The sequence below is a fragment of the Streptosporangium sp. NPDC049376 genome (assembly GCF_044466505.1).
In the GTDB taxonomy this organism is placed as follows: Bacteria; Actinomycetota; Actinomycetes; order Streptosporangiales; family Streptosporangiaceae; genus Streptosporangium.
In genome coordinates, this window is the sequence record NZ_JBITMT010000013.1 from 12,685 (window position 1) to 37,350 (window position 24,666).

Sequence of the window (24,666 nt, forward strand, 5' to 3'; positions counted from 1 at the left end):
CGGCAGTTGCTCAGGCGCGTTCACGGGCGGCGTTCACGGGCGGCGGGCCACCAGTTCGCGAAGGGCCGCGCGGTCGAGTTTGTCAGCACGACCCGAGCGGGGGAAGGCATCGATTGTCTCGATACGGGTGGGTATGGCGAGGGCGTCGACGATCTCGGGAAGCGCCTTCCTGAGCAGGGTCTCGTCGTACCCCTCGGCGGGGACGACGGCGAGCACGACCTCCTCGTCACCGGTCTCCGCGTCGGCGATCCCGACGACGGCCGCCTCGGCGACCCCCGGCAGCGCGGCGATCGCGGGTTCGTACAGGCCGGGGTAGATGTTCACCCCGTCCCGCAGGATCATGTCCTTCTTCCTGCCGAGCAGGACCAGCCTGCCGTCCTCGACACGGGCCAGGTCGCCGGTCGCGATCTCGGTGAGCGGCTCCTCCCCGAGGTAGCGCTGGGCCAGGTGCGGTCCGGAGACGAACAGCTCTCCGTCGTCGGCGATCCGCACGCCGACCCCGGGCAGCGGCGCGCCCAGGAGGTCGCCCCCCGAGTGGGCCAGCTTCTCCTCGGCCGAGGCGATCGCGATCGGCAGCGCCTCGGTCATCGCGTAGACCGAGAGCACCCGCGGCCCGGACTCGACGGCCCTGCGCAGCACGCCCGCGGGCGCGGGGGCCGCGCCGAGCAGCAGGTAGCGCAGGGTCTCCGGCAGCCTCGGCGTACGGCGTAGCAACCTGTCCAGGTGGACGGGGACGGCGAAGGTGTGGGTGGCACTCCTGGCGGCGAGCTCCTCGGCGAGGTCGCCGCCCCCGGGGAGCGACCAGGTCGCCCCGGCGAGCAGCGCGGGCAGCCCCAGCATCAACTGGTCGGTGTGCACGACGTCGCCGGGGCCGAGGGGGAAGGCCTCACGGAACAGCTCAAGGCCGGCCGCCAGGGACCCCCGGGTGTGGACCACGCCCCGGGGACGCGCAGTCGTTCCCGAGGTGAAGATCACTGCCGCAGGCTGATCTGGTGAAATTTCGGATATGTCTGGCGCGGTAGCGCCGGACATATCCGGCTGGGGGGTTCGCGGAAGGTCACGGTCTTCTTCCCCCGCCCGGTTCTCCGCCTGTCCTCCGGTCAGCCGCTCGGAGCGGTTCTCATGCTGTTCACCGGTCTGTTCGCCACCCGCTCCCCCAGGACGGCGGGACCCGGCCGTGCCGGGCTCGGCCTGGGAACCGGTTCCGCCCTTCACGGGCTCCGCCCGGTCCTCGGGAACGGTCCCCCGTAGAACGCGTGACAGGCTCAGGGCGCCCCTGGGCACACCGGGCAGCCAGGGCCCCGTGTGCAGGTGCCGTACGGCGTGGCCGGGAAGCGGGTCGCGCAGGTTCGGCAGCAGCAGGCCCCGGCGGCGGGCCAGACTCCGCAGCGGCCCGCTCAGGGTGTAGAGGACGGACTCGGCGACCACCCACCCGGGGCGGGTCGCGGTCATCCGGGCGGCGAGCACGTCGGGGGCGAGCCCGGGGTCGGCCAGCACGAGCGTCCCGCCCGCCGCGACCGAGCCGAGCGCCAGCACCACGGCGTCGACGCCGGGCCGTACCGCGAACAGCACGCCCCGCCCCGGCGCGGTCCCGGTCATCGCGGCGCGCACGGCCTCGACCCTGCGGGCCAGCTCGCCGTAGGTGATCTCCCGCCCGCGCCCGTCGATGAGGGCGGTCCGGTACGGCTCCCGCCGGGCGGTCTCCAGGATCCCGGTGATGATGTCGTTCATGCCGCCTTGATCCACAGATGTTCGTAGGTGGGGATGAGGACCCCCCTGGCCGCGCGCCGCCGTACGACACGGACGTCGTGGGAGAGCAGGACCGAGGCCACCGCCCTGATCTCGGCCAGGGCGAGCGGGTAGCCGATGCAGAAGTGCGCCCCCGCGCCGAACCAGATCCGCCGCAGCTCCGGCGGATGTCTCCTGGACGGGTCGAAGGGGCCGTAGGAACGGGCGCAGTTGTGCGTCACGATCACCACCCGGTCGCCGGGCCGTACGGCCAGCCGCCCGACCCTGGCCGGTTCACCGACCGAGCGCAGCATCACCGGGGTCGGGGTGGTGACCCGCATGGCCTCGTCGATCACCCGGTCCAGGTCGTCCACCCGGGTGCCGTGGTCGTGCAGCAGCGCGACCAGCCGGGGGACGAAGGTCGCGACCGTCTCCGTCCCGGTCAGGAAGAACGCGCCCGCCGCCCCCCTCGCCTCGGCGGCCGACAGCTCCTGAGCCCGCATCCTGCCCATGACCGTGGACTCGTCCCCGGCCTCGTAGGCGGCCTGCGCGATGTCCCCGATCCGGTCGAGCACGCCTCTGGCGATCGCCACCTGCCGTTCGTTCAGCCGCCGGGAGCGCAGCGAGACCATCGAGACGACCCGCTCCCCCTCGGCGAACAGCTCCCTGGCCCTGGCCGCCGAGACCTCGCCGAGGCCGATCACCCGGCAGATCACCGCCCCGGCCATCGTCCGCATGACGTCGACCAGATCGACCGTCTCACCCCGTCCGAGCCGCGCGGACAGGTCGTCGAGCGGCTCCCGGAGCACGTCGGCGACCAGCTCCGAGACGTACCCGGGGGTGAACAGCGGCATCAGCTTCCTGCGCAGCGCCGCGTGTCCGGGGCCCTCCATGTTCAGCAGCACCGAGGGGCCGAGCACCGGCGTCCACAGCTCACCGGGGGAGCCGGGGCCGTCCTTGCGGAAACGCCCGTCGGTCAGCACGGCCCGCGCCGTGGCGGTGTCGTTGACCACCACCCCGAGACCGGGGACGCGGACCACGGGGCCCAGCCGGGCCAGCAGCCGCACCAGCGGATAGGCGAAGGGGTGGGCGGCCAGGTGGAGCCTGGTCTCGTGGTTCACCGGATGTCGACCACGTCGGGGCGGTAGCGGTGGTCGGCGTACCACGCCAGGGTCCCGGCCAGGCCGTAGGCGCGCAGGCGGCGCACCGAGCCGTAGACGACCACGTCGCGGCGGGAGCCGTACGCGGAGGTGATCCTGCGGACCTGGTTGACCAGGGCGCGGTCCTCGTGGACCTCCTCGATCGCGGTCCTGGGGAAGCCGCCCGCCCGCTCGTACAGCGATGCCGTGATGGCCATCGCGCAGCCCGGCATCATCACGTAGGGGCCGAGGTACTCCGGCGACCGGTTGCCCGGCCTGAAACGGCCGAACGTCGCGGCCACGTCGACCACGAACGGGATGAACCGCCGCTCCCAGAACTTCAGCGGGAACTCGTCGGTCCTGGGCAGCAGCCTGCCCCCGACCATTTCGAGCCCGTCGTCGAAGGCGCGCCTGACGCCGCGCACCCAGTCGGCGCGGGGCAGGCAGTCGGCGTCGGTCCTGGCGATGTGGGTGGCGCCGTTGGCGATGGCGTGCCGTACGCCGGTGTCGGAGGCGGCGCCGGTGCCCTTCTGCCGTTCGGTGATCACCCGGACGCCGTGCCGTTCGACGATCTCGGCGGTTCCGTCGGTGCTGGCGTTGTCCACCACGACGAGCGTGAAGTCACGGTCGTCCTGCGCGTCGAGCGCCCTGAGCGTCGCCTCGATGCCCCGCGCCTCGTTGTAGGCCGGGACGACCACCCACAGGTTCATCGCGTCAGGTTCTTTCACATCTCCGCCAGCATCACGCCGGTGCTGATCCCGCCGCCCAGGCCGAGCAGCGCCACCATGTCCCCCGGTCGCCAGTCGCCCAGCGCGAGCTGCAACGGCAGGGTGGTCGAGGCGCAGTTGCCGTGCTCGGGGAGGCTGACCACGAGCCTGTCCCGGGGGATGCCGAGCGTGGCCGCCAGATGGTCCAGGTACGGCAGCGCGACCTGGTGCACCGCGACGAGGGCGAAGTCCTCCCAGCCCAGGCCGGTGCGTTTGAGCGCGTTGAGGAAGACGTCAGGACCGGCCAGCTCGAACGCCTCCTTCAGACGCCGCCCGTCACCGCGGAAGTAGGAGTACTCGGGGTCGCGCGGATGCGCGGAGCCGCCGCCGGGCAGCGTGCCGATCGCCCACGCGGTCGAGTCGGCGGTGAAGTCGCGGTAGAAGATGCCGCGCTCGTCGTCCGCGCTCAGCATCACGGCGCTCCCGGTGTCCGACAGCGTGTATCCGGCGAAGGACTCGGCGAACTGGGCGTGGTCGCGCACCCGCCAGCGGACCGCCCGCGAGGGGACCTCGCCCGAGCAGACCAGCACCCTGCGGTGCGCCCCGGTCAGGATCAGCGCCTCGGCCACCTGGATGCCGTTCAGCACGCTGTTGCAGGCGTTCTTGACGTCGAAGACCGGGCACGAGAGCCCGAGCTTGGCGGCCACGATGTGCGCGGTCGCGGGCTCGACCATGTCCTGCGAGGCGGAGGCGAAGATCAACAGGTCGACGTCGGTGTGGTCGAGCCTCCTCACGGCCTCGACGGCCAGGTCGGAGGCCTGTTGGCCGTCCTCCGCGACGTGACGTGACCGGATGCCGGTCATCCGTTCGATGACACCTCGGTGGGGGACGTATCCCTCGATCCGTCGCTCGACCTCCGCGCTGGACATGGTCCGTGGCGGCAGATACGTCGCGACGCCCGTGATCCGGGCCTTCATGCTCCCCCTAGGTGGTGTCACCTCTTCCTCATATCGGGGCAATGTACCGAAAATATGGGTAATTGTCCTGGTCAGCTCGGGGCGGGGAGCCGCCGGCCGGGTGGGTGAGGGACGGGCCGAAACCCTCAAGATCGTGGTGGGGGCGCCCGGCGGGGTGGGTTTCGGTCCTCTGGAAATCATGGGCTCGACTGGTAGAAATCCCTCCCGTGGTGGGTTGGGTGTTTTACGGAGTGATGTCTTGATTTATCGGATTATGTGAGAGGGATTCTGTGATTTTCCCTGACTTCACAGGACGGTGGTAGACGTGCTCCATATTGCGGAGATCTTTACTTAAAAGTGGATGGAAAATAATCTTGTTGCCGTAGTCGCCGTATTCTGCCGACCGCGTTGGAGCCCTCCCCTCTCATGGCTCATCCATATCCCACGCCCTCGCCGTTGCCGGCGGTCTCAGCGCCGCCTCGGCCGTCCACCGGTCAGCAGGCCGGGGAGTCCCAGGCGAAAGCCGCCGCTCCCGTACCCATGCCGCATCCGGCCCCGGGCGTCAACGGGGAGTACTCGGGAATCGACCCCACCTCGATGGACGACTTCGAACGGGGGCTCGGCAGGGCACAGGACACCCTCGGCAGGAACGAGCCCCGCATTCGCAGCGCCCTGCAGAAACTCGACCTGGACACCTCGGGCCTGAACGCCCTGCGCGAGATACGGAGCTGGATCGAGACCAGCCGCCCCGACCTGCGGCGCCGCAGTGAGACGATCCGCGCAGAACGTACCGCCTGGGGAACCTCCTCCTCCCTCGACACGACCCCTTTCGGCCTGCCCACCTTCGACGAGAAGCTGTACGGCAAGGCCGCCCACGACCCCGACGTCTACGCCGCCACCCTCAAACTGACCGAGGCCGCGCAGAAGGGCGAGGCCGACGACAGGACCCTGGCGGAACTGGAGAAACGCACCGGCGACAAGACATTCGCCCTCGGCCTGATGACCACCCTCGGCGCCACGGGGTTCCGCGAGCTGATGGCGAAGGCGGTGGAACAGGGCGACAGCAAGAAGGCGAAACGCCTGCAGGCCGCCCTCGGCAAGACCCTGGGAACGGCGAGTTCGAAGCTGAGCAACGCCTGGCGCGACGAACTCACGTCCAATCTCACTCCTGGGTGGCAAGAGCGGGAGTACCACGCGATCACGCTGGCTCTCAAGAACGGGACCTTCGCCGCCCCCTTTCTACTGGCGGTCGCGAAGAAGGTTGACGCCTGGGACCGTACGCCGTATCCGCCGGGTACGAATTCGAACGTCATGGTGCCGCTGATGGAAGCCCTCAGCCGTAACCCCGCAGTGGCCCAGGACTTCTTCGCGAGCGATCCGACCGCGCTCAAGCACTTCCTGACGGAGTGGAGCATGACTGACGGAGGCGAGGCACTGGGCAAGGCCCTGGAGGCTGCGACGCTCACCTTCCGCGACCACGACGGTTCCCCAGAACATCCGTCACGGGGCTACCTGTCGGCCAAACTCGCCTCGGAGTTCGTCCACCTGAGGGCTCAGCAGATCAAGTCCGGTGATTCCATAGAGGAATTCCTGAAGCCTGTCACAGTTGGCCGCATCCTCGCCGGATACATCAGCGACATCAACAGTGTCGCTCAGACGGGACGCGATGTCATTGTGGACGGGGTCCGGGACGCGGATAAACCCGGTACAGCCGGCCGTGAACCATGGGGGGCGCAGTTCGGTAAGAAAGAACTGCAAAGTGTGATGAGGGAGGCGTTTGCTGACCCCAAAGCGCTTGCTCCTGTTCTGGCTGCTCAAACGAGATTCACCGACTGGGTTCTCGACCACGATGCGATGAGGATCGCCAAAGGGCAGGGTGACGAAACTCTTCGAGCGAACGCCAAGCAGATCGGTGCGACCTTCGGAATGATCACTGATGCCGCAGGGCTGGCTAAAGTCGAGGAGGGGAAGGAGTTGGACGATAAACAGGCGCGGAATATGAAGCTGCTCACGGGAGCGGTGAATACCGCACTCGCGATTCCTCAGACGCCAGGATGGCCGATCGCGGCTGGAGTCGTCGGGGCGTGGACAGGGTTCATCGAAGACAGGGTCAAGGGGGATTCGGAGACCAGGGCGCGCGAAGACGCCAACACCGCAGTTGATCAGTCTCGGCGCCTCGTGCATGACCTCGCCGCTCGCGCGATGCTCAAACATGGCGTGTTCGGCTCGGCCAAGCCCGCTGCGGCCGCTCACCCGTGGGCATCGCTGGAGGGGCTCAAAAAAGGAGATGATCCTGTTGACAACCCTAACAACTTCCTTAAAAGTGACGGTCGAACACTTATGAGCATGGATGAGATGATTGATAAAAACGCCAAAAACAACACCGACAAATATCGGCGAGTCGAGGCTTATGATCGATGGTTGTACGAGGGACTGGCGGGGCGAAAGTGGCTGGACATAGAGGATCGCCTTGATCAAGGATTTTCCAATGGCTTTGCCCAGTACGGATCATGAAGCGGTCGTCGTTCGTCTTGGTGGCGGTGCTGATGTGCGCCCTGGTTTCCTCAACCGCCTGCCAGGTTTCCAGTAGGGAATTTGATCGTTCCCCGCTTCCGGAGGCCGCTGCGCCGCCATATCTGTGTGGGCATATTCCGCAGAGGGCGGTCGAGTTGATGACCGGCGTGAGTAATCCGCTGGTGCGTGGTCATTTTGACCTAAGTTATCCGAAAGGTCTCGACGATGGAAGTTGTGCGATTTATCAGCGAGACGGTGATCAACTTGAGGTGCTGCAGATCGACCTTACGCCGGGAGGCTACACGGAGAGAATCGAGGAACAGCTGAAGGCGGGTGCTCTGCCCCTGCCGGAAATCGTTCCCGGAGCCATCGGCTACTACTTCAAACCTGCCGACGGTGAGGACGGGGAAGCGTACGCCATGCTCGTGCGTGGCAAGGCGGAGCTCAACATCCAGCTGGAAAGAGGCGTCGCAGGGCGTGACAACGCCGCTGATGTGCTGGCGTTGATGAAGTTGATCGCGCCGAGGCTCATCACCGATGCCGGTGCCCCGTCCGCGAGCGCGGGTCCGTCCTCCTCGAAAAGAAGCTCATGACCAGGTTGGTGCCCAATCCGCTTCATGCCGCGTTGGAGGACGCGCTGCGGACGATCGAACCGTTGGTCCAGGAGGTCGAGAGCGGTTTCGAGACGCCGTTTCAGGCGTTCCACTCCGGCGGAGTGTGGACGGGGCCGGCGGCGAAGCGTTTCGACGAGCAGCTCGTCGGTCACCGTACGCGCCTTCGGGGGTCGGCGGACAGGATCCTGGCTGATCTGCGGCAGACGTTGGCCCGCACGCCGCGCCAGGTGTCCGAGGAGGAGGCCACGGCGATCAGGAAACGGTACGGCCTGCCCTGACAACCGGGCGGAGGCCTCAGCGGCCGGAGACGTCGAACCTGGAAACGTCACGATCGAGGTCGGCCAGGTGGGCGAGGGGCGGACTGAAATCCTCAAGATCGTGGTGGAGGTGGTTTCGGCCTTCCGGAAACCGGGGGACGCCCGGCGTGCGGTCCGCTGGGTGTCATGAGGTCCGGTGGCCGTGTCGGGGAGGCCTGCGGCCGTACCCGCTCGTGCCGGCTCGTCGCTCCGCGGGTACCGATTTCACATGAACGCCGAATTTTGTGAACCGAAGACCGGTGGGCGAAGGGCGTTTCCACGCCACCGCCCGAGGGGCGAAAAGCACCCTCGGGCGGTGCGCCGGGTATAAACGTCAGCGGTTCACGGCGCAGGTGGCGAACGTGTCGTCAGGCGTCTTCGACGTCAGCAGTTGCGGATGGACCACACCGGTTCCCAGTTGTAGTCGTGTACGCCCGAATCCGGAGTGAACGAGTGCAGCACCTCACCCGCCTGCCCGTAGAAGTACGACGTGACGCCCCCGGTCTGGTTGTTCGTGTAGAAGCCCTCGCCCTTCCAGTAGGACAGGCTGTACCTGGCGCACGTGTACAGCCGGAACTGCCGCCACTTGTTGGTCACGGGGTTCCACGCCTCGGGGCAGAGATTGCCGCTCGGACAGGTGATGGTCGTCCCGGGGTCGTACTCCGCGTAGCCGGCGGAGGGTGAGACCGTCGGAGGGTTCGCCAGGAGGGCGGACGTGGCGGGAGGGGCGGCCGGGCGCCTGACCTGGCCGCCGGTCGCGCCCGCGGCCTCGGGGGCGTCCGGCGAGGCGACGGCCGCGCCGGTGGTGCTCACCGTCGTGCCGGTGGTGCTCGCGTCCGCCCCGGCGGGGGCGAGACCGGCCACCAGCACCGCCGCGGACAGAACGACTCCGATCCTTTTCATGATTGTCACTTGCGTGAATTCCCTTCTTGGAGGAGAGGGTCTTGCTGCGAGTGATCAGGGTCGGCACCGGCCTTCGGGACACATGGTCCGGCCTGAATCGCCGACCAAAAGACAGATCTGGTCGGCAGGGCGACCAGTTCCGCAGGGAGAGCATAAGCAGACGTTCCACGGATGAACAAACTGATTATTTCTTCGCGTGAGAAAGCGGCTGGTCGTTATTGTGGCGGTGGGGTACTTTATTGCCTTTCCGGTGATTCCGGAAATGCTCGTCATGACAAGCCGTTTCCGTGGGGACGCTCCGGTCCGGCCGCCGGGGAAACCGGGGGGACCCCGCCGTCCGGTGGGCCGGGCAACGACCGTAAACGTCAGGGCAGGGGTGCCGGGGCGGGGCATGAGGTGATCTCTTCGGGGTAGCCGGGGAGGCATGAGCGACGTTCAGACGGGGACGGTGACCACGAAGGTCCCCGCGAGGTTGGACCGGCTGCCCTGGTCACGGTGGCACTGGATGATCATCATCGGCCTCGGAACCGTCTGGATCCTCGACGGCCTCGAAGTGACGATCATCGGTAACCTCTCCGCCCAGCTCGCCAAGCCCGGCAGCGGCCTGGAGATCACCCAGACCCAGGTCGCCGGTACGGCCGCCGCCCTCTACGTGGCCGGAGCGTGTCTCGGGGCGCTGTTCTTCGGCTGGCTGACCGACAGGTTCGGCCGTAAGCGGCTGTTCATCATCACGATGGTCGTCTACCTGGTGGCCACCGCCGCGACCGCGTTCTCGTTCTCGGCGTGGTGGTTCTTCCTGTTCCGCTTCATGACCGGGTTCGGTATCGGTGGTGAGTACGCCGCGATCAACTCCGCCATCGACGAGCTGATCCCGAGCCGCCACCGGGGGCGCATCGACATCGTCATCAACGGCAGCTACTGGCTGGGGGCCGCGGGCGGCGCCCTGTTGACGGTCCCGCTGCTCAACGGTTTCGCGGTGAACATCGGCTGGCGTATCGCCTTCGGTCTCGGCGTCGTCCTCGGCCTGGGCATCCTGCTCGTCCGGCGGCACGTGCCGGAGAGCCCGCGATGGCTGTTCATCCACGGCCGGGACCGGGAGGCGGAGGAACTCGTCGACGGCATCGAGGCCCAGGTGGAGGAGGAGAAGGGGACGCGCCTCGACGAGCCTGAGCGGTCCATGACCATCCACCAGCGCACGTCCATCGGGTTCGGGCGGATCGCCCACACCATGGTGGCCCGCTACCCCAAGCGCACGATCCTGGGCTTCTCCCTGTTCATCGGGCAGGCCTTCCTCTACAACGCCATCACCTTCGGGTACGCGCAGATCCTGTCGACGTTCTTCAAGATCGACACGACCACCGGTTACTTCTTCGCGGTCATCGCGATCGGCAACTTCCTCGGTCCCCTGCTGCTGGGGCACCTGTTCGACACCGTCGGCCGTGTCCCGATGATCTCGGCGACCTACATCGGCTCCGGTGTGCTGCTGCTGGGTACGGCCTGGCTCTTCTCCCAGGGGGTGCTGACCGCGGTGACCCTGACCGCCTGCTGGTGCGTGGTGCTCTTCTTCGCCTCGGCGGGGGCGAGCGCGGCCTACCTGACCGTCAGCGAGATCTTCCCGATGGAGACCAGGGCGATGGCCATCGCGTTCTTCTACGCGATCGGCACCTTCGTCGGAGGCGTCGCCGGCCCGTTGGTCTTCGCCAACCTCGTGGGCAGCGGCCAGGTCGGGGACACGGCGCTGGCCTTCTGCATCGGCGCAGTCCTCATGATCGCCGCGGGTCTGGTCGAGGTGTTCCTCGGCGTCAAGGCGGAGGGCAGGGGGCTTGAGGACATCGCGGAGCCGTTGAGCGCCGCCACACCGACGTGACGGTGCAATTCGGACGAAGAACGTTCCATAATCCGGACCGGGGACTTGATATGATAGTGATTATCATTTGAGCATCTGTTCAGGAGTTCGCCCATGGATGTCGCCACCGCGCCCGACATACACCCCACCATGGAGCTCGACGAGGCCGAGGCGGGGGCGACGCGAGAGCGGATCGTCACCGCGGAGGAGGCCACCCAGCTCGCGGAGCTGTTCCGGCTGCTGGGAGACCCGACCCGGGCCCAGCTTCTCTACGCCCTGCTCGAAGCCGGTGAACTGTGCGTCTACGACCTCACCGAGACGGTCCAGGTCAGCGACACCGCCGTTTCACACGCCCTGAGACTGCTGCGGACCGCGGGCATCGTGGCCAGTCGCAGGGCGGGCAGGATGATCTACTACCGGCTCGCCGACGTCCATGTCCGAATGCTCCTCGACCTCAGCCGTGAGCACCTACGGCATGGCTGAGGCCGTTCGCCGTCGGCCTGAACGTGCGGCGGTAGGCCATCGGTGAGACCCCGACCGTGCTCTGCATGTGCTGCCGCAGCGAGGCGGCGGTGCCGAAACCGGCCTGGGCGGCCACGGCGTCCACGGCCAGGTCGCTGGTCTCCAGCAGGCGGCGGGCCAGTTCGAGCCGCTGCAGGACGAGCCACTGGCCGGGGCTGAGCCCGACCTCGTCGCGGAAGCGGCGGGTGAACGTACGGCGGCTCATCCTGGCGTGGGTGGCGAGGTCGACGAGAGACAGGGGCAGGTGCAGGCGTTCCAGCGCCCACGCCCTGGTCGTGGCGGTCGTCGCCGCGGCCTCCTCGGGCACCGGGCGCTCGATGAACTGGGCTTGGCCGCCGTCACGCCACGGCGGGACCACACAACTCCTGGCCACCCGGTTGGCCACCTCGCTGCCGTGGTCACGACGGACGATGTGCAGGCACAGATCGACCCCGGCGGCGACGCCCGCTGAGGTCAGCACGTCCCCGTCGTCGACGAACAACACGTCCGGGTCCAGCTTCACCTGGGGAAACAGCTTCTGGAACCGTTCGGTCCAGCTCCAGTGCGTGGTCGCGGGCCGTCCGTCGAGCAGTCCGGCGGCGGCGAGCACGTAGGCGGCGGTGCAGATCGAGACGAGCCTGGTGCCCGGCCTGATCAGGGCGAGCGCGTCGGCCAGGGGAGGCGGCAGCACCCCCTCCACGGCGATCGGGCCGAGCCGGTGGGTCGCCGGGATCACCACGGTGTCGGCGGTGGCCAGCACCTCGGCCCCGTGGTCCACGGAGATCGAGAAGTCGGCGTCCGTCTCGGCGGGGCCACCGTCCAGGGTGCAGGTGAGCACCTCGTAGAGGTGTTCTCCCGCGGCGTTCCTGGCCATGCCGAAGACCCGGGACGGGATGCCGAGCTCGAAGGGGATGACACCGTCCAGGGCGAGTACCACGACTCTGTGCATGACCCGATCCTTACACACAAATGATTCGGGCCACCATGGCTGGGTGATTCTTTGCGTTTCGTCACCTCGCCCCTCCGGAAAGTGGGGGTACTTATCGCCATGTGATCAAGTTTTTGGCGGGGACGGTGGCTCTGTCCTTCGGCGCACTGGGTTTCGCGGCTTCGACGCCCGGCGGCTCGTTGCGCCCCGGCGACTTCGCCACGCCCGTGAAACGGCTGCAGCAGGAACTGCTGAGGCAGGGGTTCGCGCCGGGACTGGTCAACGGCTACTACGGCTCGGAGACCCAGGCCGCCGTCTGGGCCTTCCAGAAGTCACAGGGGCTCGTGCCGCGTGACAGGGTCGGCAGGCGGACCTGGCGCGCCCTGGCCCACCCGCGCGTCCCGGCGCCGATGGTGCCCGGCGGTGAGCCGCGGCGGGTGGAGATCGACCTGGAACGTCAGCTCCTCACCGTCTACCGGGGCCGTCACCGGGCACTCGTCTCCCACGTCTCCCCCGGCGCCGGACCCGCCTTCTGCCGGAACGGCCTCAGCTCGGCGGAGGAGGCTCCGACGGGGGACTTCCAGGTCGCCGAACGCCTTCCGCGCCCCGGGGTCGATCCGCTGGCCCCGATCTACGAGACGTTCTCCTTCGCGGCCTCCGGACCGGGCGGCGGCGGACCCGGACCGGGCGGCGGACCCGGGGCAGGGCCGAGCGGTGACAGGCCCGAGGCCGGGGCGGACGGTGACAGGCCCGAGGCCAGGCCGAGCGGTGGCGGGTCCGAGGTCAGGCCGGTGCGCCGGATGGGGGAGGTCCCCCTCCCGGACGGAACGCCCCGTCCCCGGCCGACGGTCCGGCGGTCCTACCCGATCAACACGGTCGCGCCGGTCAGGCCGGCCCCCACGGTCAAGCCCGTCTACCCGATGGCCACGGTCAAGCCGATCCGCCCGGTCCCCACCGCCGGGCCGTTCCATCTGCGGCCCCCCGCCGAGCCCCCCGTCGGGCCCCCTGTCGGACCGATCGACATCGGGCCGATCAGCCGGGCCCCCGCCGTACGGTCCGTCCCGCCCGAGGTCCGGGCGCAGGCGAGCCCGGAGCCCGCCGCGTCCGCGGTCCGCGGGTGCGTCCGGGTTCCCACGCACGTCGCCGAGCGGCTCTTCGGCCTGGTCGAGCCGGGTGACCCGGTGTACGTCCGCCACGGCTGAGAGCCGTCACGGCGTCGCCAGGGACAGGGGGAGTTTGAGGACGAGCCTGGCGCCCTGACCGTTCGTGCTGGTGGCCGCGTACAGGACGCCCTGGTGCGCCGAGGCGATGTCCCTGGCGATGGGCAGGCCGAGACCGGTCCCCCCGGCGTCGCGGCTGCGGGCCGAGTCCAGGCGGGCGAACCGCTGGAAGATCCGTTCGCGTTCCTCGGGCGGGATGCCGTGTCCGTCGTCGGAGATCTCGATGACGGCGTCCCCGTCCTGGCGCGCGACGTGGACGTCGACCTTGTTGGCCGCGTGACGGTCGGCGTTGGCGAGGAGGTTGGTCAGCAGGCGCGTCAGCTGGAGCCTGTCGCCCCTGACGACCACGTCCGGGGCGAGGTGCGTGCGGATCTCGTGCCGGGAGGGGCGGCGCCGTACCTCACCGGCGACCAGTTCGCCGAGGTCGATGGATTCGGGGTCGCCGGTGACCCCGGCGTCGAGATGGGCGAGCAGGAGGAGGTCGTTCACGATCGCCTGGAGGCGTTCGGCGTCGTTGAGCGCCGACCGTATCGTCTGGGAGTGGTCCTCGAACTCCGGGTCGGACAGGGCGAGTTCGAGCTTGGTGCGCAGTCCCGTCAGCGGGGTGCGCAGTTCGTGCGAGGCGTCGGAGACGAAGCGGCGCTGGCGTTCGGCGGCCTGGTCGAGCCGTTCGAGGGTGGTGTTGATGGTCCGGGTGAGCGCGCAGAACTCGGTCTCGTCGTCGCCGACGGTCAACCGGCGGCCGAGGTCGGAGGCGCTGATCGAGGCCATCTCCTCGCGCATCTCGTCGACCGGTTCCAGGGTCCGTCCGACGGCCCGCCAGGTGCCCCAGCCGAGCAGCGCCAGGAGCACGAGGGACAGACCGGCGAGCCCGAACTCCAGGGTGTGGCCCGTGACCAGGGCGGACTCGGGCGTCGCCGCGTAGACCATGACGCCCCCGGCGGGGGCGTTCGTGTCCAGCAGGCCCACGACGACGAAGCACGTCCTTTCGCCCGCCCGGGTGGCGCACGACCTGGTCTCCACCCGGTTGTCGTTGTCCGGAGGCCAGGCCCTGGTGATGGCGGGACGGCCCCTCATCGCCAGACTGGCCGCGAGCACCCGGCCGTCACGGGCGACGACCTGCAGGCGCCTGACCTGCTGCGTCGGCAGGATGTCGTCGTTCACCCTGCGGTTGACCTCGTACGCCTGCCGGGCGGCCTGCGAGACGAGTTGCACGGCCCGGTCGGAGAGCCAGGCGCGTATGGCGAGCGACGTCGCGGCCGAGCCGATCCCCAGGATCACCGCGAAGATCATGACCGTGGTGAGCGTCGCCCGGGCCCGGATCGAGCGAGGCCTTCGCCATGAAGCCACGCTTCCCCCCAAAAGATCCTCTTCTCCTATTTATAGGTTGTGGATCTTCATAGGAGGGCAAAGGCGAAATAGCCCTTATGTCCTTTTAAGCGGGTGCAGCAATCGGATGGTCGATCAGTCGGAGAGGGCGATCGTCGCCAGCTCCCCACGGGAGGCGACCCCGAGTTTGGGATAGGCCTTGTAGAGGTGGTAGCCGACCGTGCGCGGACTCAGGAAGAGCTGGGCGGCGATGTCCCGGTTCGACAGTCCACGGGCCGCGAGCCGTACGATCTGCAGTTCCTGCGGGGTGAGCAGGGCCAGCAGGCCGGGCGCCGAGGTGGCGGGGGCGGTTGAGCCGGTCGCGTTCAGCTCCGCCCTCGCCCGGTCCGCCCACGGCGTGGCCCCCAGCCGCTCGAAGACCTCAAGCGCGGCGCGCAGGTGGGGCCGGGCGTCGGCCTTCCTGCGCGTACGGCGCAGCCACTCCCCGTACAGCAGCGCGGTCCTGGCCCGTTCGAACGGCCGTCCCTCCACCCGCAGCGCCTCGGCGAAGTGCTCCTCGGAGTCGTCGAGCAGGGCCTGGCAGCGCGCGAGCAGGGCGCACGCCCACGGCTGCCCGATGTCGAGCGCCCACCGGCGGAAGCCGTCCAGGGCCTCGGCCGCCCGTTCGGGGGCGCCGAACCGTACCGCCGCCTCGACCAGGTCGGGAACGCTGCGCTTCCCGGCCACCTGGTAGCCGCCCGCGACCGGTTCGAGACGCGAGAGCGCGGCCTCGATCCGGCCCCGCCCGAGATCGAGGACGCCGAGCGCCCAGGTCGCCCACCCGTGGCCCGCCGGTCCCGCCGCGAGCGCCTCGTCGGCCAGCGCGCGGCAGCGCTCCTCGTCGCCTTCGAGCGCGGCGAGGTAGGCGAGGAAGGCTCCCAGCTGAGCGGCCCACTGCGTCTGCCCGGTGTCGCGCGCGATGCGCAGGCCCTCGGTCGCGGTGGTCAGCGCGTCGCGGTGCCGTCCGTGGAACATCTCGGTCTCGGCGAGGAAGAACAGCAGCGTGGGCAGCGTCCCGATGCCGCCCGTCGACCTGGCCTCGGCGACCAGCGCCCTGGCCGTCTCGCCGACCTCCTCGTCCTGCCCGGCGACCAGCCCCATCCCGCAGACCTGGACCAGGTCACCCGGGCGCGCGCCCGCCTCGCGGGCCTCGGCGATCGTCCTGGCCAGTGAGGGCGCCGTCCCGCTCCGCGTCAGCGTCGCCGTGACGAACGCGGCGACCGGCGCCAGCGGGTCACCGTCCGGCAGGGACAGCGCACCGAGCCGGGCGGCGGCGTGGTCGACCTCGGCCGCGCCGATGTACCAGGCGCCGTGCAGGGCCTGGAACAGCATGCGCGCCGCCTCCGTGCCCCCGGTCAGGGCGGCGCCCTCGACCAGCGCCTCGTAGGCGGCGCGCACGGTCCCGCGCAGGAAGTCGGCGGTCGCGCGGACGTGCGTCAGCCGCGCCCCGAGCGCCGCCGTCCCCGCACGCTCCCCCACCTCCGCGTGCTCCCCCGGGCCCACGTGCTCTCCCGGCTCCGCGTGCTCTCCCGGCTCCGCGGCGAGTACGGCCAGCAACCGGGCGGCCTGTTCCGCGAGCGTCCCCGCCCGGTCGAGCTGGCCCGCCCACGCCGCCGTCTCCGCGGCCAGGGTGAGCCGCGCGGCCCGGGTGTCCGGCCGGAGGCTCAGCCTGGCGGCCCGCTCGTAGGCGCTCGACGCGGCGGCGTACCCGCTGCGGTCGCTCGCCCGCGCGGCCGTACGCTCAAGCTCGGCCGCCACCTCCTCGTCGGGGCCGGTCGCGGCCATCGCCAGATGCCAGGCGCGCCGGTCGGCGTCCTCCCGGCCGTCCAGGGCCTCGGCGAGCGCCCGGTGTACGGCCAGCCGCAGGCTGGGCGGGATCCCCTGGTAGACGGCGGCCCTGACCAGGGGGTGCCGGAAGGTCACGGTGCCCGCCTGGACCCTGACCAGGTCAGCGCTCTCCGCCGGATGCAGGTCTTCGAGGAAGTCCCCGAACGTGGCCGCGGCCCGCAACACGACGCGCAGGTCACCGGTGTCCTCGGCCGAGGCGACGGCCAGCAGCCCCTGGGTCGCCTCGGGCAGCCGCTTGACCTGCCCGAGGAAGGCGTTCTGGACCCGGTCGGTCAGCGCCGGCGCCGTACCGTCTCCGGCGGCGACCTTGGGCAGCTCGATCAACGCGAGCGGATTGCCCCGCGCCTCGGCGAGCACGCGGTAGCGGGTGACGGGGTCGATCTCCGGGCCGAGCAGGGCCGCGGAGGCGGGCGCGTCGAGGCCGCCCAGCACGAGCTCGTCGATTCCCTGGGCGGTGAACGGGTCACGCGCGGCGAGGATCAGCACGACCCCCTCCGCGTCCAGCCGTCGCGCGGCGAACAGCAGCGCGTCCGTCGAGGCCCGGTCGAGCCACTGGGCGTCGTCGACGAGCACCAGCAGCGGCCCCTCCTCGGCCAGCTCGGACAGCAGGGAGAGGACCGCGAGGCCGACCAGCAGCCGGTCCCCGGCCTGTACGGCGGCCAGCCCGAAGGCGGCCCTGACGGCGCGTTCCTGCTGCTCGGGCAGCGCGTCCAGCCGGTCGAGCACCGGCCGCAGCAGCAGGTGGAGCCCGGCGAAGGGCAGCTCGGCCTCCGACTCGATCCCGGTGCCGCGGAGCACCCGCGCGTCCCCGGTCGCGGCGTGGTCGAGCAGCGCGGTCTTGCCGATGCCGGGTTCGCCCCGTACGAGCAGGGCGCCGCTACGGCCCGCGCGGGCCTCGGAGAGCAGCCGGTCGATCACGGCCTGCTCGGCGGCCCGCCCGTACAACATGCCCCGAACCCTACTCAACCAGGATCAGGTGCCCGCACAGGAGTCGTGGGTGGCGTCGAAGCCCTTCAGGCTGTCGAGGTCGTCCTGCTTGAGCGGCTTGAGACCCTTCCAGTCGTCGCCGATGGTGAGGACGAGCCTGGGCGTGGTCGCCCGCCGTACGAGCAGGCCCGAGGACCTGAGCACGTCCCGGGTGAGGGTCGGTGCCGCGGGGGCGCCGTTCGGCGAGTAGGCGATCGTGGTCTTCGGGTACGGCTTGTGCGGCGCGTCGGTGATCTTGGCGATGTGGTAACCGCGCTCTTCGAGCTGTACGGCCACCAGCGAGCCGAGACCCTTCCTGGCGGTCCCGTTGCGGACCTCGACCTGGATCTTCGACCGGGAGACCTTGGCCTGGCCGCCCCTGACGCCGGACCCCTTGACGGCCGTGTCCTTGGCGACGATCTGGAAGAGCTTCCTGCTCTGCGGCTCGACCCACTCGACCCGGCCCGGATAGGTGACGGAGTAGCGCCACGGCGTGGTGATGAAGTGGATCTGCCCGGCGGCCAGGCCCTGGGCGCTGGTCGCCAGGTCCTTCATCACGCTCGGGGTGAGCGCGGGGTCGGTGGTGACCGACTTGGTGGCCGCGTCGAGGAAGCCGAAGAGCCGGGCCGGGTCGGTGAGCGTCTCGCCGCTCATCACCTTCTTGATCATGGAGGCGATGAACATCTGCTGCCGCTGGATGCGCCCGATGTCCGAGCCGTCGCCCAGGCTGTAGCGGGCCCTGACGTAGCCGAGGGCCTGCTCGCCCTTGAGCGTCTGCTTGCCCGCGGGCAGGGTGAGCAGGGCCTTCTTGTCGCGGATCGGCTCGGGGATGCACACCTCGACCCCGCCGACCGCGTCGACCATGTCCTTGAAGCCGGTGAAGTCGACCTTCACGAAGTGGTCGATGCGGATGCCGGTGAGCGTCTCGATGGTCTTCCAGGTGCAGGTGATCCCGCCCGAGTTGAACGACTCGTTGATCATGCCCAGGTGCGCCCGCTGGCCGGTGAGCCCCGGCTTCGCCTTGCAGTCGGGGAGCTGGACCATCGAGTCGCGGGGGAAGCTGACGACCATCGCGTTGTCCCGCTTCGGGGAGATGTGCGCGAGCATGATGGTGTCGGTGCGCTCGCCGGGGAACTTCCCGTATTTCGCGTTCTTGCCGCCGCGCTGGTCGGAGCCGACCACCAGGACGTTCAGCGCCTTGGTCGCGACCTTCACGGGACGGGCGCCCAGTTCCTCGTCGGGGACCTCGATGTGTTTGACGTTGCCGCTCAGCCTGAGGTAGGCACCCGCGACCGTCGCCACCGCCAGGACGACGACGGTGGTGACGATGGACACCAGCCACCACAGCCATTTGCGACGTCGCCGTGGGGCCTGGCCTTCCGGCTTCGTGGGCGCCTCTGTCAGCCCGCTACTCACGTGTCTCCCGGGGAGGATGGGTCAGGGACACGCCCATGACCGTGGAGCCGGTTCCCGGCCGTCGCTGAGTGTACTAATCCTCCGTAAGGGTGGGATAAGAACCGGGAATCACCCCATCTGCCCAGAGTGGTGGGGCGCCCCGGCCTGCCCGTCGATCGGCAGGGTAGCGCGTGCGCACGCTCCATGACCTGTGGACCGGTGGCTTCCGTAGAACCTTCGGCGGGAGATGTCCTGTTACGATCCGCCGGTGATGATCCGTGATGGACTGCCGGAGGATGTCCCCGCGGTCCTGGCGATGTTCGACAGCGCGGTCGCATGGCTGACGGCGCGGGGCCGTACCGGACAGTGGGGCGACCGGCCCTTCTCCGAGGACCCGGCCCGCGTCGAGAAGATCACTTCCTGGGCGCTCTCCGGCGGAATGCGCGTGGCCGAGGTGGACGGCGAGCCCGCGGGGTGCCTCGTGCTCGGCAACGCCGTCGAGTACGTGGAACCCGCGCCGGAACCCGAGCTCTACGTCCAGGGACTGGTGGTCGACCGCCGCTTCGGCGGCCACGGCGTCGGCGCGGCCCTGCTCGCCAGAGCCCGCGAGGAGGCGCTCGAAGGCGGGGCCGTACTGCTGCGGGTGGACTGCTACGCCGGTGACGACGGCCGTCTCGTCGCCTACTACGAGAGTCAGGGCTTCACCAGGGCCGAGCCGTTCACGGTCGGCGCGTGGCCGGGGCAGGTCCTGCAGATGAGGCTGTGACCTGGACACGCTTGTAGACGGGGCTGTACCTGGGCATGCTGGGCGGCTCCCGTGGACGGGAGCGTGACCTGGCCCCGCGGAACGGGCCTGTTGGTGAGGCGTGACCTGGACACATGGAACGGGTCCTGCGGACGGGAGTGTGACCGAAGTCGCGGTTGACCTCAAGTCAGCTTGAGGTTGCACGGTTGGGGGTACGAGCCGTGCACCCCGAGGAGGCCACCGTGCTGGACATCGCAGTGATCATCGCCAGTCCCCGCGAGGGCGGCGTCGGCACGACGATCGGCCGATGGTTCCTCACGCAGGCCGGCCGCCGGGCCGACCTGCGCCTCGACGTGATGGAGCTGAGCCGCACCCCGCTTCCCCCCGCCCAGCCGTCCCTGACGGGTGACACCGGGCAGGAGGCCGCCGCGCTGGCCGCCAGGATCGCCGCCGCCGACGGCTTCGTGGTCATCACCCCGGAGTACAACCACGCCTACCCCGCCTGCCTGAAGCTGGCGATCGACGCGGTCCGCCACGAGTGGGCCGCCAAACCCGTCGGGTTCGTCTCGTACGGCGGTCGCTCCGGGGGCCTGCGCGCGGTCGAACAGCTCCGCCTCGTCTTCGCCGAACTGCACGTGGTGTCCCTGCGCGAGACGGTGAGCTTCCACCACACCCCCGTGCTGTTCGACGCCGAGGACAGACCGACCGGGGGCGACGGCGCCGACGGCGCGGTCAAGATCATGCTCGACCAGCTCATCTGGTGGGCGACCACCCTCAAACAGGGCCGCCAGGCCAGGCCGTACACGCCCTGAACTCAGGACTCCAGGGGGTAGACGCGTAGCCAGTCGACCTCCATCCAGGCTTCGCCCTGGTCGCCCTGGCCGGGGAACCAGTCCAGTTGCAGGCAGACCGACATGGGGCTGCGGGCCGCGTTCGGCGAGCGGAACCACTCCTGACCGTCGAGGTAGCCGACGACCCCCTCCGAGGTGTTCTCCACGGCGTAGGTGTGCCAGTCGGTCATGTCCACCTGGGCGTGCGCCTGCTCCTGGCCCTGCGGCGTGTGCAGGAAGAAGTTGGGGCGCTGCCGCTGCGGGTCGTTGATGACCTCAAGGAAGTCGATCTCCTCCCCGGTGGAACTGCGCACGTTCCCGCCGCCCTCCTGCGGCCACAGCAGGGCGACCGGGTGGTAGGACCCGGCCCCCGGGTACAGCCGGATGCGCGTCTCCCAGCGACCGTAGGTCTGGACGTGGCGGGCGGCCAGCCCGGCGGTCGTGCCGTCGGCGCGGCCGTACAGGTAGAGGGCGCCGTCACCGAGGAAGAGCTGGTCCGGGGAGCGGCGGCCGTTGCCCGCGTGTCCCGGGGAGTCGTAGACGACCCACTCGTCCTCGTCGAGGTAGTCGTCGAACTCGGCGCACCAGGTGGGCGCGCCCCAGCCGAGGGCCTCGGCGTTCTCCGAGGGGGAGCAGTCGGCACCGGACAGCACCTGGCCCTGCGCGACGGTGAGGGTGCTCACCGCCAGCGCGGCCACCAGGCTGAGCACGGCTAATCGTAGGTTCGACCTGGACATCAGGATCGCCGCTCCTGTGGTCTGGCGCAGAGCGCGGAAGGACTGAAGCTCCAGCAACCCGGTGCCTTCGGCGACCAGGTCCCGGACGGGTTCGCGGGACGGCCCTCACGCCCGGCGGGTGGCCCGAAGGCCCACCGGGAGGTCACGGCCGCCGACCACGGCGTGTTCGCCGCCGCGGTGGGGAACTCGGAGGTACGGCTGTGCCACGGCCCGAGGCTCCAGCACGCGGCGAGCTGGTCGGCGCCGCAGACCCCGGAACCGATGGAGTGCCGCAACGGCGGCAACGGGACGACGACCACGGAGAAGGGGGACGAGGGGAAGGGCACAGCGGCGGGCCCAGTGGTGGATCCGGCAGTGGGTCCGGAGGCGGGCACTTCGGACGGTGCTGTGGCGGGTGCCGCGGTCGGTGTCACGGTGGGCACCTCGGACGGCACGGTGGCGGGTATCGCGGTCGGCACCGTGGTCGGCACTGTGGCCGGCACAGCGGGAGTGGCCGTGGGTACGGCGGCCGCGTCCGGCGTGGCCGTGGGTACGGCGGTCGGGGCCAGAGCCGGGGCCGAGGTCGGAACCGGGGTCGGGGTCGGCGGGACCGGTTCGGGTGGGGAGGCGACGGAGACCGGGGGGCTCTTGGTCGTCGACTCGGGGTTCGTGCCGGTCTTCGCCTTCTGCCGCGTCTTCCTCCGGGCCTTCTCGTGGGCCTTCTCACCGCCGCTCTTCTTCGCGCCGGCCTTCGCACCGCCCTTCTTGTCACCGGCCTTCTTGGCGGTGTCGTTCTTTCCCTGGTCCTTCTTCTCGTCGTGTTTCGCGCCGGGCTTCTTCGCCGTGGGCTTCTCGCCGGTGGAGTTCTTCGGCGGCTTCGGGGAGGCGGTCAGGTCGTCGCCCGGCTTCTGCGCCGTGGCCGGGGCGGGCGGCGTCGTGGCCACCTGCGGAACCTCACCCTTGCCGGGCTTGCCGAGACCCGGGGTGGGAGCGGGAACCGGGGAGGCCGGATCGTCGATCGAGAGTGAATCGATGTCACTCGTCTTCCCGGCGGGTGCCTTCAGCGCCGTGACAGCGGGGGTCTCCTGCGTCGTGGGGACGTCCGTGTCGGAGGAGGGCTCCTTGTGTGCCGCCTTGGGGCGCGCGAGCGGCTTCGACGAGGAGGTCCCCTTGCCGGTTTCGGACACCTTGGCGGGCTTCTTGGCGGGCTTCTTCGCGGAGCCACCGTCGGAGTCACCGGCAGAGCCACCACCGGAGTCGCCGTCGGAACCGCCGTCGGAGTCGCCGGTGGAACCGCCGTCGGAGTGATCGGCTGGCTGGTCGGATTCCGGAACGTCGGGGTCGGACTCCTCGGCGGGCGCCACCTCCCCGGCCTCCTCCGAGCCCCCGGAGTCCTTGGACCCCCCGGAGCTCCCGGACCCCTCAGCGTCCCCGGACCCCCCGGAGTCCTTGGAGATCGACGAGCCCTCCGAGTCGGAGAGCGCGGAGGTGTCCGACTCGGTCTCGGGAGCCGTCTGGGAGGTGGTCGAGGTCTCACTCGTGGGTTCGGCCAGGGCGCTCCACGGGTGGGCGGCGACCGCTCCCGCCGTCGCGGAGACCCCGGCGAGCAGCAGGCCTGACATCAGGGTGACGCGCCGGGACGGGATGCGTCGGGGCATGGGCGGTCCTCCTCGATCTAGGGGGTGGGGTCGGAACCGGCGATGGGCTTCCAGCCCGCGGCGGTGAACTCGGGACTGCCGGGCAGGGCGACCTGGGGCACCGTGGTCGTGACCGGGTCGGGGATGTTGACCCAGTCACCCTGGCTCGGGCCACGCATGGTGGGGTTCCAGCTCATGAGCAGGTTCATGGCGTACGGACTCGAATAGGTGGGGTCGGTGTCCCCGACGCCCTTGGTCGCGGTCACCTGGACCAGGACGGAGACCTGGACCAGGTCCTTCGAGCGGGAACGCCACTGGACGCCGATCGTCCTGGTCCGCATCGCGGCGTCCTCGGGCAGCGGCCCGGTCCTGGGCAGGCCGAGGGTCTGCCGCCATCCGGCGACCGCCGCCCGTGCCCCGGCCAGGGCCGTGTCCCGCTGCTCCGGCGGGGCGTACAGGACGGCGGCGTGCTCGGCCTGGGCGACGTCCAGCGTCCAGGCGCCCTCAAGCGCGGCGGCGGCGGCCGAGGCCGCCCCCAGGTCCGTGTGCGGGAACCCGACGGGATAACCCGCCTCGCTCTCGTAGCCGGACGGCTGCGCGAGCACGACGCCCCCGCCTCCGTCCTCGGCGGTGGAGACCGTCGAGACCACCTGGGGTTCCTGGCCGCCTCCCACGACGCGCCACATCACGGCCGCCAGCAGGATGGCCCCGACCATGGAGACGACGACGAGGAGCATCCTGCGGTTGTTGCGTGGCGGGCCGAGGTCCCAGTCCAGGTCGCCGTTCTTGGCCACTAGCGGCTCCGGTCCTGGCGCTGGCCGAACGCCTGGCCCGCCGCGGCGGCCAGACGCAGGTAGGCGCCCCTGGTGGTCGGGCGCAGCCGTACGAGGTCGACCTCGGCGCCCTCCTTGAGATGCGGGTCGTACGGCACGCGGATCACCGAGCGGCAGCGGGCGGCGAAGTGCCGTTCGAGCAGGCTGACGTCCACGTCGGACTTGGGCTCGACGGCGTTGAGCACGACGATGGCGTTCCTGACCAGGTCGGAGTGGCCGTGGGCGGTCAGCCAGTCCAGCGTCGCGGCGGCCGAGTTGGCGCCGTCGACGGCGACGAGGCTGACCAGCACGATCTGGTCGGCCAGCTCCAGCGTCGCCCCCATGGCGCCGTGCAGCAGCCCCGTCCCGCAGTCGGTGATGCAGATGGAGTAGTAACGCTCGATGAGCCCGGCGACCGTCCGGTAGTCGTCGGCGTCGAACGCCTCGCTCACCGCCGGGTCGCTGTCGGAGGCGAGGACCTCAAGCCGGGCGGGCGACTGGGAGGTGAAGGCGCGCGCGTCGGCGTAACGCATGATGTGCGGGGCCTCGGCGAGCATGGTGCGGATGGTCGCCGCGGTCTCCGACTTGACCTTCAGCCCGAGGGTGCCCCGGTCGGGGTTGGCGTCGATGGCGATCACCCGGTCGCCCCGCAGGGAGGCCAGGGTGTTGCCGAGGGCGACGGTCGTGGTGGTCTTGCCGACCCCGCCCTTGAGACTCATCACCGCGATCCGGTGGTGGCCGCTGGCCACCGGGGTCTGGGCCTGGGCGATCAGCGTGCGGCGTTCCAGTTCGGCGCTCGACTCGGCGGGGGTGATCCTCCCGCCGGAGACCTGCCACACCAGGCGGCGCCAGCCGCCGGTCGGTTCGGGACGTCGGTTGATGAGCAGGTGTTCGGCGGTGAGGGGGACCGTCTCCTGGAACGGTTCGCCCTGCGGGGGCGGCGAAGCCTGGATCTGGGGGGACGTCTCCGTCATGGCCAGGGTCCTTTCACAGAGGG

At 70.1% G+C, this 24,666-nt stretch carries 21 protein-coding genes; 8 read left to right on the forward strand and 13 right to left on the reverse strand.

Translation table 11 applies throughout. From position 1 onward, the window contains the following. Positions 1 to 33 precede the first annotated feature (33 nt). From ACIBVQ_RS27880 to ACIBVQ_RS27895, 4 genes are read right to left on the reverse strand one after another with little or no spacing between them, the layout of a single operon-like run. Positions 34 to 1,731 (reverse strand): class I adenylate-forming enzyme family protein, encoded by a 1,698-nt coding sequence (locus ACIBVQ_RS27880; RefSeq protein WP_399181015.1) that lies wholly within the window; start codon positions 1,729 to 1,731, stop codon positions 34 to 36. Further along, positions 1,728 to 2,849 (reverse strand): cytochrome P450, encoded by a 1,122-nt coding sequence (locus ACIBVQ_RS27885; RefSeq protein WP_386194910.1) that lies wholly within the window; start codon positions 2,847 to 2,849, stop codon positions 1,728 to 1,730. Before ACIBVQ_RS27885 ends, ACIBVQ_RS27880 begins: the two co-directional genes overlap by 4 nt. Then, positions 2,846 to 3,577 (reverse strand): glycosyltransferase, encoded by a 732-nt coding sequence (locus ACIBVQ_RS27890; protein ID WP_352015058.1) that lies wholly within the window; start codon positions 3,575 to 3,577, stop codon positions 2,846 to 2,848. The genes ACIBVQ_RS27885 and ACIBVQ_RS27890 overlap by 4 nt, the downstream gene beginning before the upstream one ends. Before the next feature lie 14 nt (positions 3,578 to 3,591). Next, positions 3,592 to 4,551 (reverse strand): ketoacyl-ACP synthase III, encoded by a 960-nt coding sequence (locus tag ACIBVQ_RS27895; protein WP_352015057.1) that lies wholly within the window; start codon positions 4,549 to 4,551, stop codon positions 3,592 to 3,594. 576 nt (positions 4,552 to 5,127) lie between these two features. Here ACIBVQ_RS27895 and ACIBVQ_RS27900 point away from each other — a divergent pair. From ACIBVQ_RS27900 to ACIBVQ_RS27910, 3 genes are read left to right on the forward strand one after another with little or no spacing between them, the layout of a single operon-like run. Next, the gene (locus ACIBVQ_RS27900; protein ID WP_399181018.1) at positions 5,128 to 7,044 is read left to right on the forward strand and encodes a hypothetical protein; all 1,917 of its coding nucleotides are present in this window, start codon (positions 5,128 to 5,130) and stop codon (positions 7,042 to 7,044) included. Then, positions 7,041 to 7,637 (forward strand): hypothetical protein, encoded by a 597-nt coding sequence (locus ACIBVQ_RS27905; RefSeq protein WP_399181020.1) that lies wholly within the window; start codon positions 7,041 to 7,043, stop codon positions 7,635 to 7,637. Before ACIBVQ_RS27900 ends, ACIBVQ_RS27905 begins: the two co-directional genes overlap by 4 nt. Further along, on the forward strand, positions 7,634 to 7,936 hold the full coding sequence (locus tag ACIBVQ_RS27910; RefSeq protein WP_362915678.1) for a hypothetical protein: 303 nt from the start codon (positions 7,634 to 7,636) through the stop codon (positions 7,934 to 7,936). The genes ACIBVQ_RS27905 and ACIBVQ_RS27910 overlap by 4 nt, the downstream gene beginning before the upstream one ends. A 402-nt stretch (positions 7,937 to 8,338) precedes the next feature. On the opposite strand, the gene ACIBVQ_RS27915 is transcribed toward ACIBVQ_RS27910, so the two are convergent. Beyond that, entirely contained in the window at positions 8,339 to 8,857 is a 519-nt protein-coding gene (locus ACIBVQ_RS27915) for a hypothetical protein (RefSeq protein WP_362915676.1), read from the reverse strand. Between the two features lie 424 nt (positions 8,858 to 9,281). Here ACIBVQ_RS27915 and ACIBVQ_RS27920 point away from each other — a divergent pair, with 424 nt between their 5' ends. Further along, positions 9,282 to 10,724, forward strand: a complete 1,443-nt coding sequence (locus ACIBVQ_RS27920) for an MFS transporter (protein WP_352015052.1) — start codon at positions 9,282 to 9,284, stop codon at positions 10,722 to 10,724. Between the two features lie 93 nt (positions 10,725 to 10,817). Continuing rightward, entirely contained in the window at positions 10,818 to 11,186 is a 369-nt protein-coding gene (locus ACIBVQ_RS27925) for a metalloregulator ArsR/SmtB family transcription factor (protein WP_352015051.1), read from the forward strand. On the opposite strand, the gene ACIBVQ_RS27930 is transcribed toward ACIBVQ_RS27925, so the two are convergent. Then, on the reverse strand, positions 11,158 to 12,153 hold the full coding sequence (locus ACIBVQ_RS27930) for a helix-turn-helix domain-containing protein (RefSeq protein WP_362779553.1): 996 nt from the start codon (positions 12,151 to 12,153) through the stop codon (positions 11,158 to 11,160). The genes ACIBVQ_RS27925 and ACIBVQ_RS27930 overlap by 29 nt on opposite strands. Positions 12,154 to 12,254: 101 nt before the next feature. Between ACIBVQ_RS27930 and ACIBVQ_RS27935 the strand changes: the two genes are divergently transcribed. Continuing rightward, on the forward strand, positions 12,255 to 13,334 hold the full coding sequence (locus tag ACIBVQ_RS27935; protein ID WP_399181023.1) for a peptidoglycan-binding protein: 1,080 nt from the start codon (positions 12,255 to 12,257) through the stop codon (positions 13,332 to 13,334). 6 nt (positions 13,335 to 13,340) lie between these two features. Here the strand turns inward: ACIBVQ_RS27935 and ACIBVQ_RS27940 are convergent, their stop codons facing one another. From ACIBVQ_RS27940 to ACIBVQ_RS27950, 3 genes are all read right to left on the reverse strand, one after another. Then, positions 13,341 to 14,702: an ATP-binding protein gene (locus tag ACIBVQ_RS27940; RefSeq protein ID WP_399181025.1), complete on the reverse strand. Its 1,362-nt coding sequence runs from the start codon at positions 14,700 to 14,702 to the stop codon at positions 13,341 to 13,343. 114 nt (positions 14,703 to 14,816) lie between these two features. After that, positions 14,817 to 17,516, reverse strand: a complete 2,700-nt coding sequence (locus tag ACIBVQ_RS27945) for an AAA family ATPase (RefSeq protein WP_399181027.1) — start codon at positions 17,514 to 17,516, stop codon at positions 14,817 to 14,819. Positions 17,517 to 17,540: 24 nt separating this feature from the next. Next, a complete protein-coding gene (locus tag ACIBVQ_RS27950; RefSeq protein ID WP_362915666.1) occupies positions 17,541 to 18,869 on the reverse strand; it encodes an LCP family protein in 1,329 nt (442 codons plus the stop codon). 331 nt (positions 18,870 to 19,200) lie between these two features. Between ACIBVQ_RS27950 and ACIBVQ_RS27955 the strand changes: the two genes are divergently transcribed. Continuing rightward, positions 19,201 to 19,695, forward strand: a complete 495-nt coding sequence (locus tag ACIBVQ_RS27955) for a GNAT family N-acetyltransferase (protein WP_399181258.1) — start codon at positions 19,201 to 19,203, stop codon at positions 19,693 to 19,695. Between the two features lie 221 nt (positions 19,696 to 19,916). Continuing rightward, positions 19,917 to 20,486 (forward strand): NAD(P)H-dependent oxidoreductase, encoded by a 570-nt coding sequence (locus tag ACIBVQ_RS27960; RefSeq protein WP_352015045.1) that lies wholly within the window; start codon positions 19,917 to 19,919, stop codon positions 20,484 to 20,486. A 2-nt stretch (positions 20,487 to 20,488) separates the two neighbouring features. On the opposite strand, the gene ACIBVQ_RS27965 is transcribed toward ACIBVQ_RS27960, so the two are convergent. The 4 genes from ACIBVQ_RS27965 to ACIBVQ_RS27980 are packed head-to-tail and all read right to left on the reverse strand — an operon-like array spanning position 20,489 to position 24,643. Then, the gene (locus ACIBVQ_RS27965; RefSeq protein ID WP_362779564.1) at positions 20,489 to 21,241 is read right to left on the reverse strand and encodes a glycoside hydrolase family 16 protein; all 753 of its coding nucleotides are present in this window, start codon (positions 21,239 to 21,241) and stop codon (positions 20,489 to 20,491) included. Continuing rightward, positions 21,241 to 22,878, reverse strand: a complete 1,638-nt coding sequence (locus tag ACIBVQ_RS27970) for a hypothetical protein (RefSeq protein ID WP_399181030.1) — start codon at positions 22,876 to 22,878, stop codon at positions 21,241 to 21,243. The genes ACIBVQ_RS27965 and ACIBVQ_RS27970 overlap by 1 nt, the downstream gene beginning before the upstream one ends. A 17-nt stretch (positions 22,879 to 22,895) precedes the next feature. Then, the gene (locus ACIBVQ_RS27975) at positions 22,896 to 23,651 is read right to left on the reverse strand and encodes a hypothetical protein (protein ID WP_352015042.1); all 756 of its coding nucleotides are present in this window, start codon (positions 23,649 to 23,651) and stop codon (positions 22,896 to 22,898) included. Continuing rightward, on the reverse strand, positions 23,651 to 24,643 hold the full coding sequence (locus tag ACIBVQ_RS27980) for a MinD/ParA family protein (protein WP_352015041.1): 993 nt from the start codon (positions 24,641 to 24,643) through the stop codon (positions 23,651 to 23,653). The genes ACIBVQ_RS27975 and ACIBVQ_RS27980 overlap by 1 nt, the downstream gene beginning before the upstream one ends. Positions 24,644 to 24,666 lie beyond the last annotated feature (23 nt).

Bases quoted from the DNA above. Each gene is read 5' to 3' on its own strand.
- ACIBVQ_RS27970 (WP_399181030.1), bottom strand. From the start codon at position 22,878: ATGCCCCGACGCATCCCGTCCCGGCGCGTCACCCTGATGTCAGGCCTG.
- ACIBVQ_RS27880 (WP_399181015.1), bottom strand. From the start codon at position 1,731: ATGAACGACATCATCACCGGGATCCTGGAGACCGCCCGGCGGGAGCCG.
- ACIBVQ_RS27895 (WP_352015057.1), bottom strand. From the start codon at position 4,551: ATGAAGGCCCGGATCACGGGCGTCGCGACGTATCTGCCGCCACGGACC.
- ACIBVQ_RS27965 (WP_362779564.1), bottom strand. From the start codon at position 21,241: ATGTCCAGGTCGAACCTACGATTAGCCGTGCTCAGCCTGGTGGCCGCG.
- ACIBVQ_RS27900 (WP_399181018.1), top strand. From the start codon at position 5,128: ATGGACGACTTCGAACGGGGGCTCGGCAGGGCACAGGACACCCTCGGC.
- ACIBVQ_RS27955 (WP_399181258.1), top strand. From the start codon at position 19,201: ATGATCCGTGATGGACTGCCGGAGGATGTCCCCGCGGTCCTGGCGATG.
- ACIBVQ_RS27890 (WP_352015058.1), bottom strand. From the start codon at position 3,577: ATGAACCTGTGGGTGGTCGTCCCGGCCTACAACGAGGCGCGGGGCATC.
- ACIBVQ_RS27905 (WP_399181020.1), top strand. From the start codon at position 7,041: ATGAAGCGGTCGTCGTTCGTCTTGGTGGCGGTGCTGATGTGCGCCCTG.
- ACIBVQ_RS27945 (WP_399181027.1), bottom strand. From the start codon at position 17,516: ATGTTGTACGGGCGGGCCGCCGAGCAGGCCGTGATCGACCGGCTGCTC.
- ACIBVQ_RS27925 (WP_352015051.1), top strand. From the start codon at position 10,818: ATGGATGTCGCCACCGCGCCCGACATACACCCCACCATGGAGCTCGAC.
- ACIBVQ_RS27920 (WP_352015052.1), top strand. From the start codon at position 9,282: ATGAGCGACGTTCAGACGGGGACGGTGACCACGAAGGTCCCCGCGAGG.
- ACIBVQ_RS27910 (WP_362915678.1), top strand. From the start codon at position 7,634: ATGACCAGGTTGGTGCCCAATCCGCTTCATGCCGCGTTGGAGGACGCG.
- ACIBVQ_RS27980 (WP_352015041.1), bottom strand. From the start codon at position 24,643: ATGACGGAGACGTCCCCCCAGATCCAGGCTTCGCCGCCCCCGCAGGGC.
- ACIBVQ_RS27915 (WP_362915676.1), bottom strand. From the start codon at position 8,857: ATGAAAAGGATCGGAGTCGTTCTGTCCGCGGCGGTGCTGGTGGCCGGT.
- ACIBVQ_RS27930 (WP_362779553.1), bottom strand. From the start codon at position 12,153: ATGCACAGAGTCGTGGTACTCGCCCTGGACGGTGTCATCCCCTTCGAG.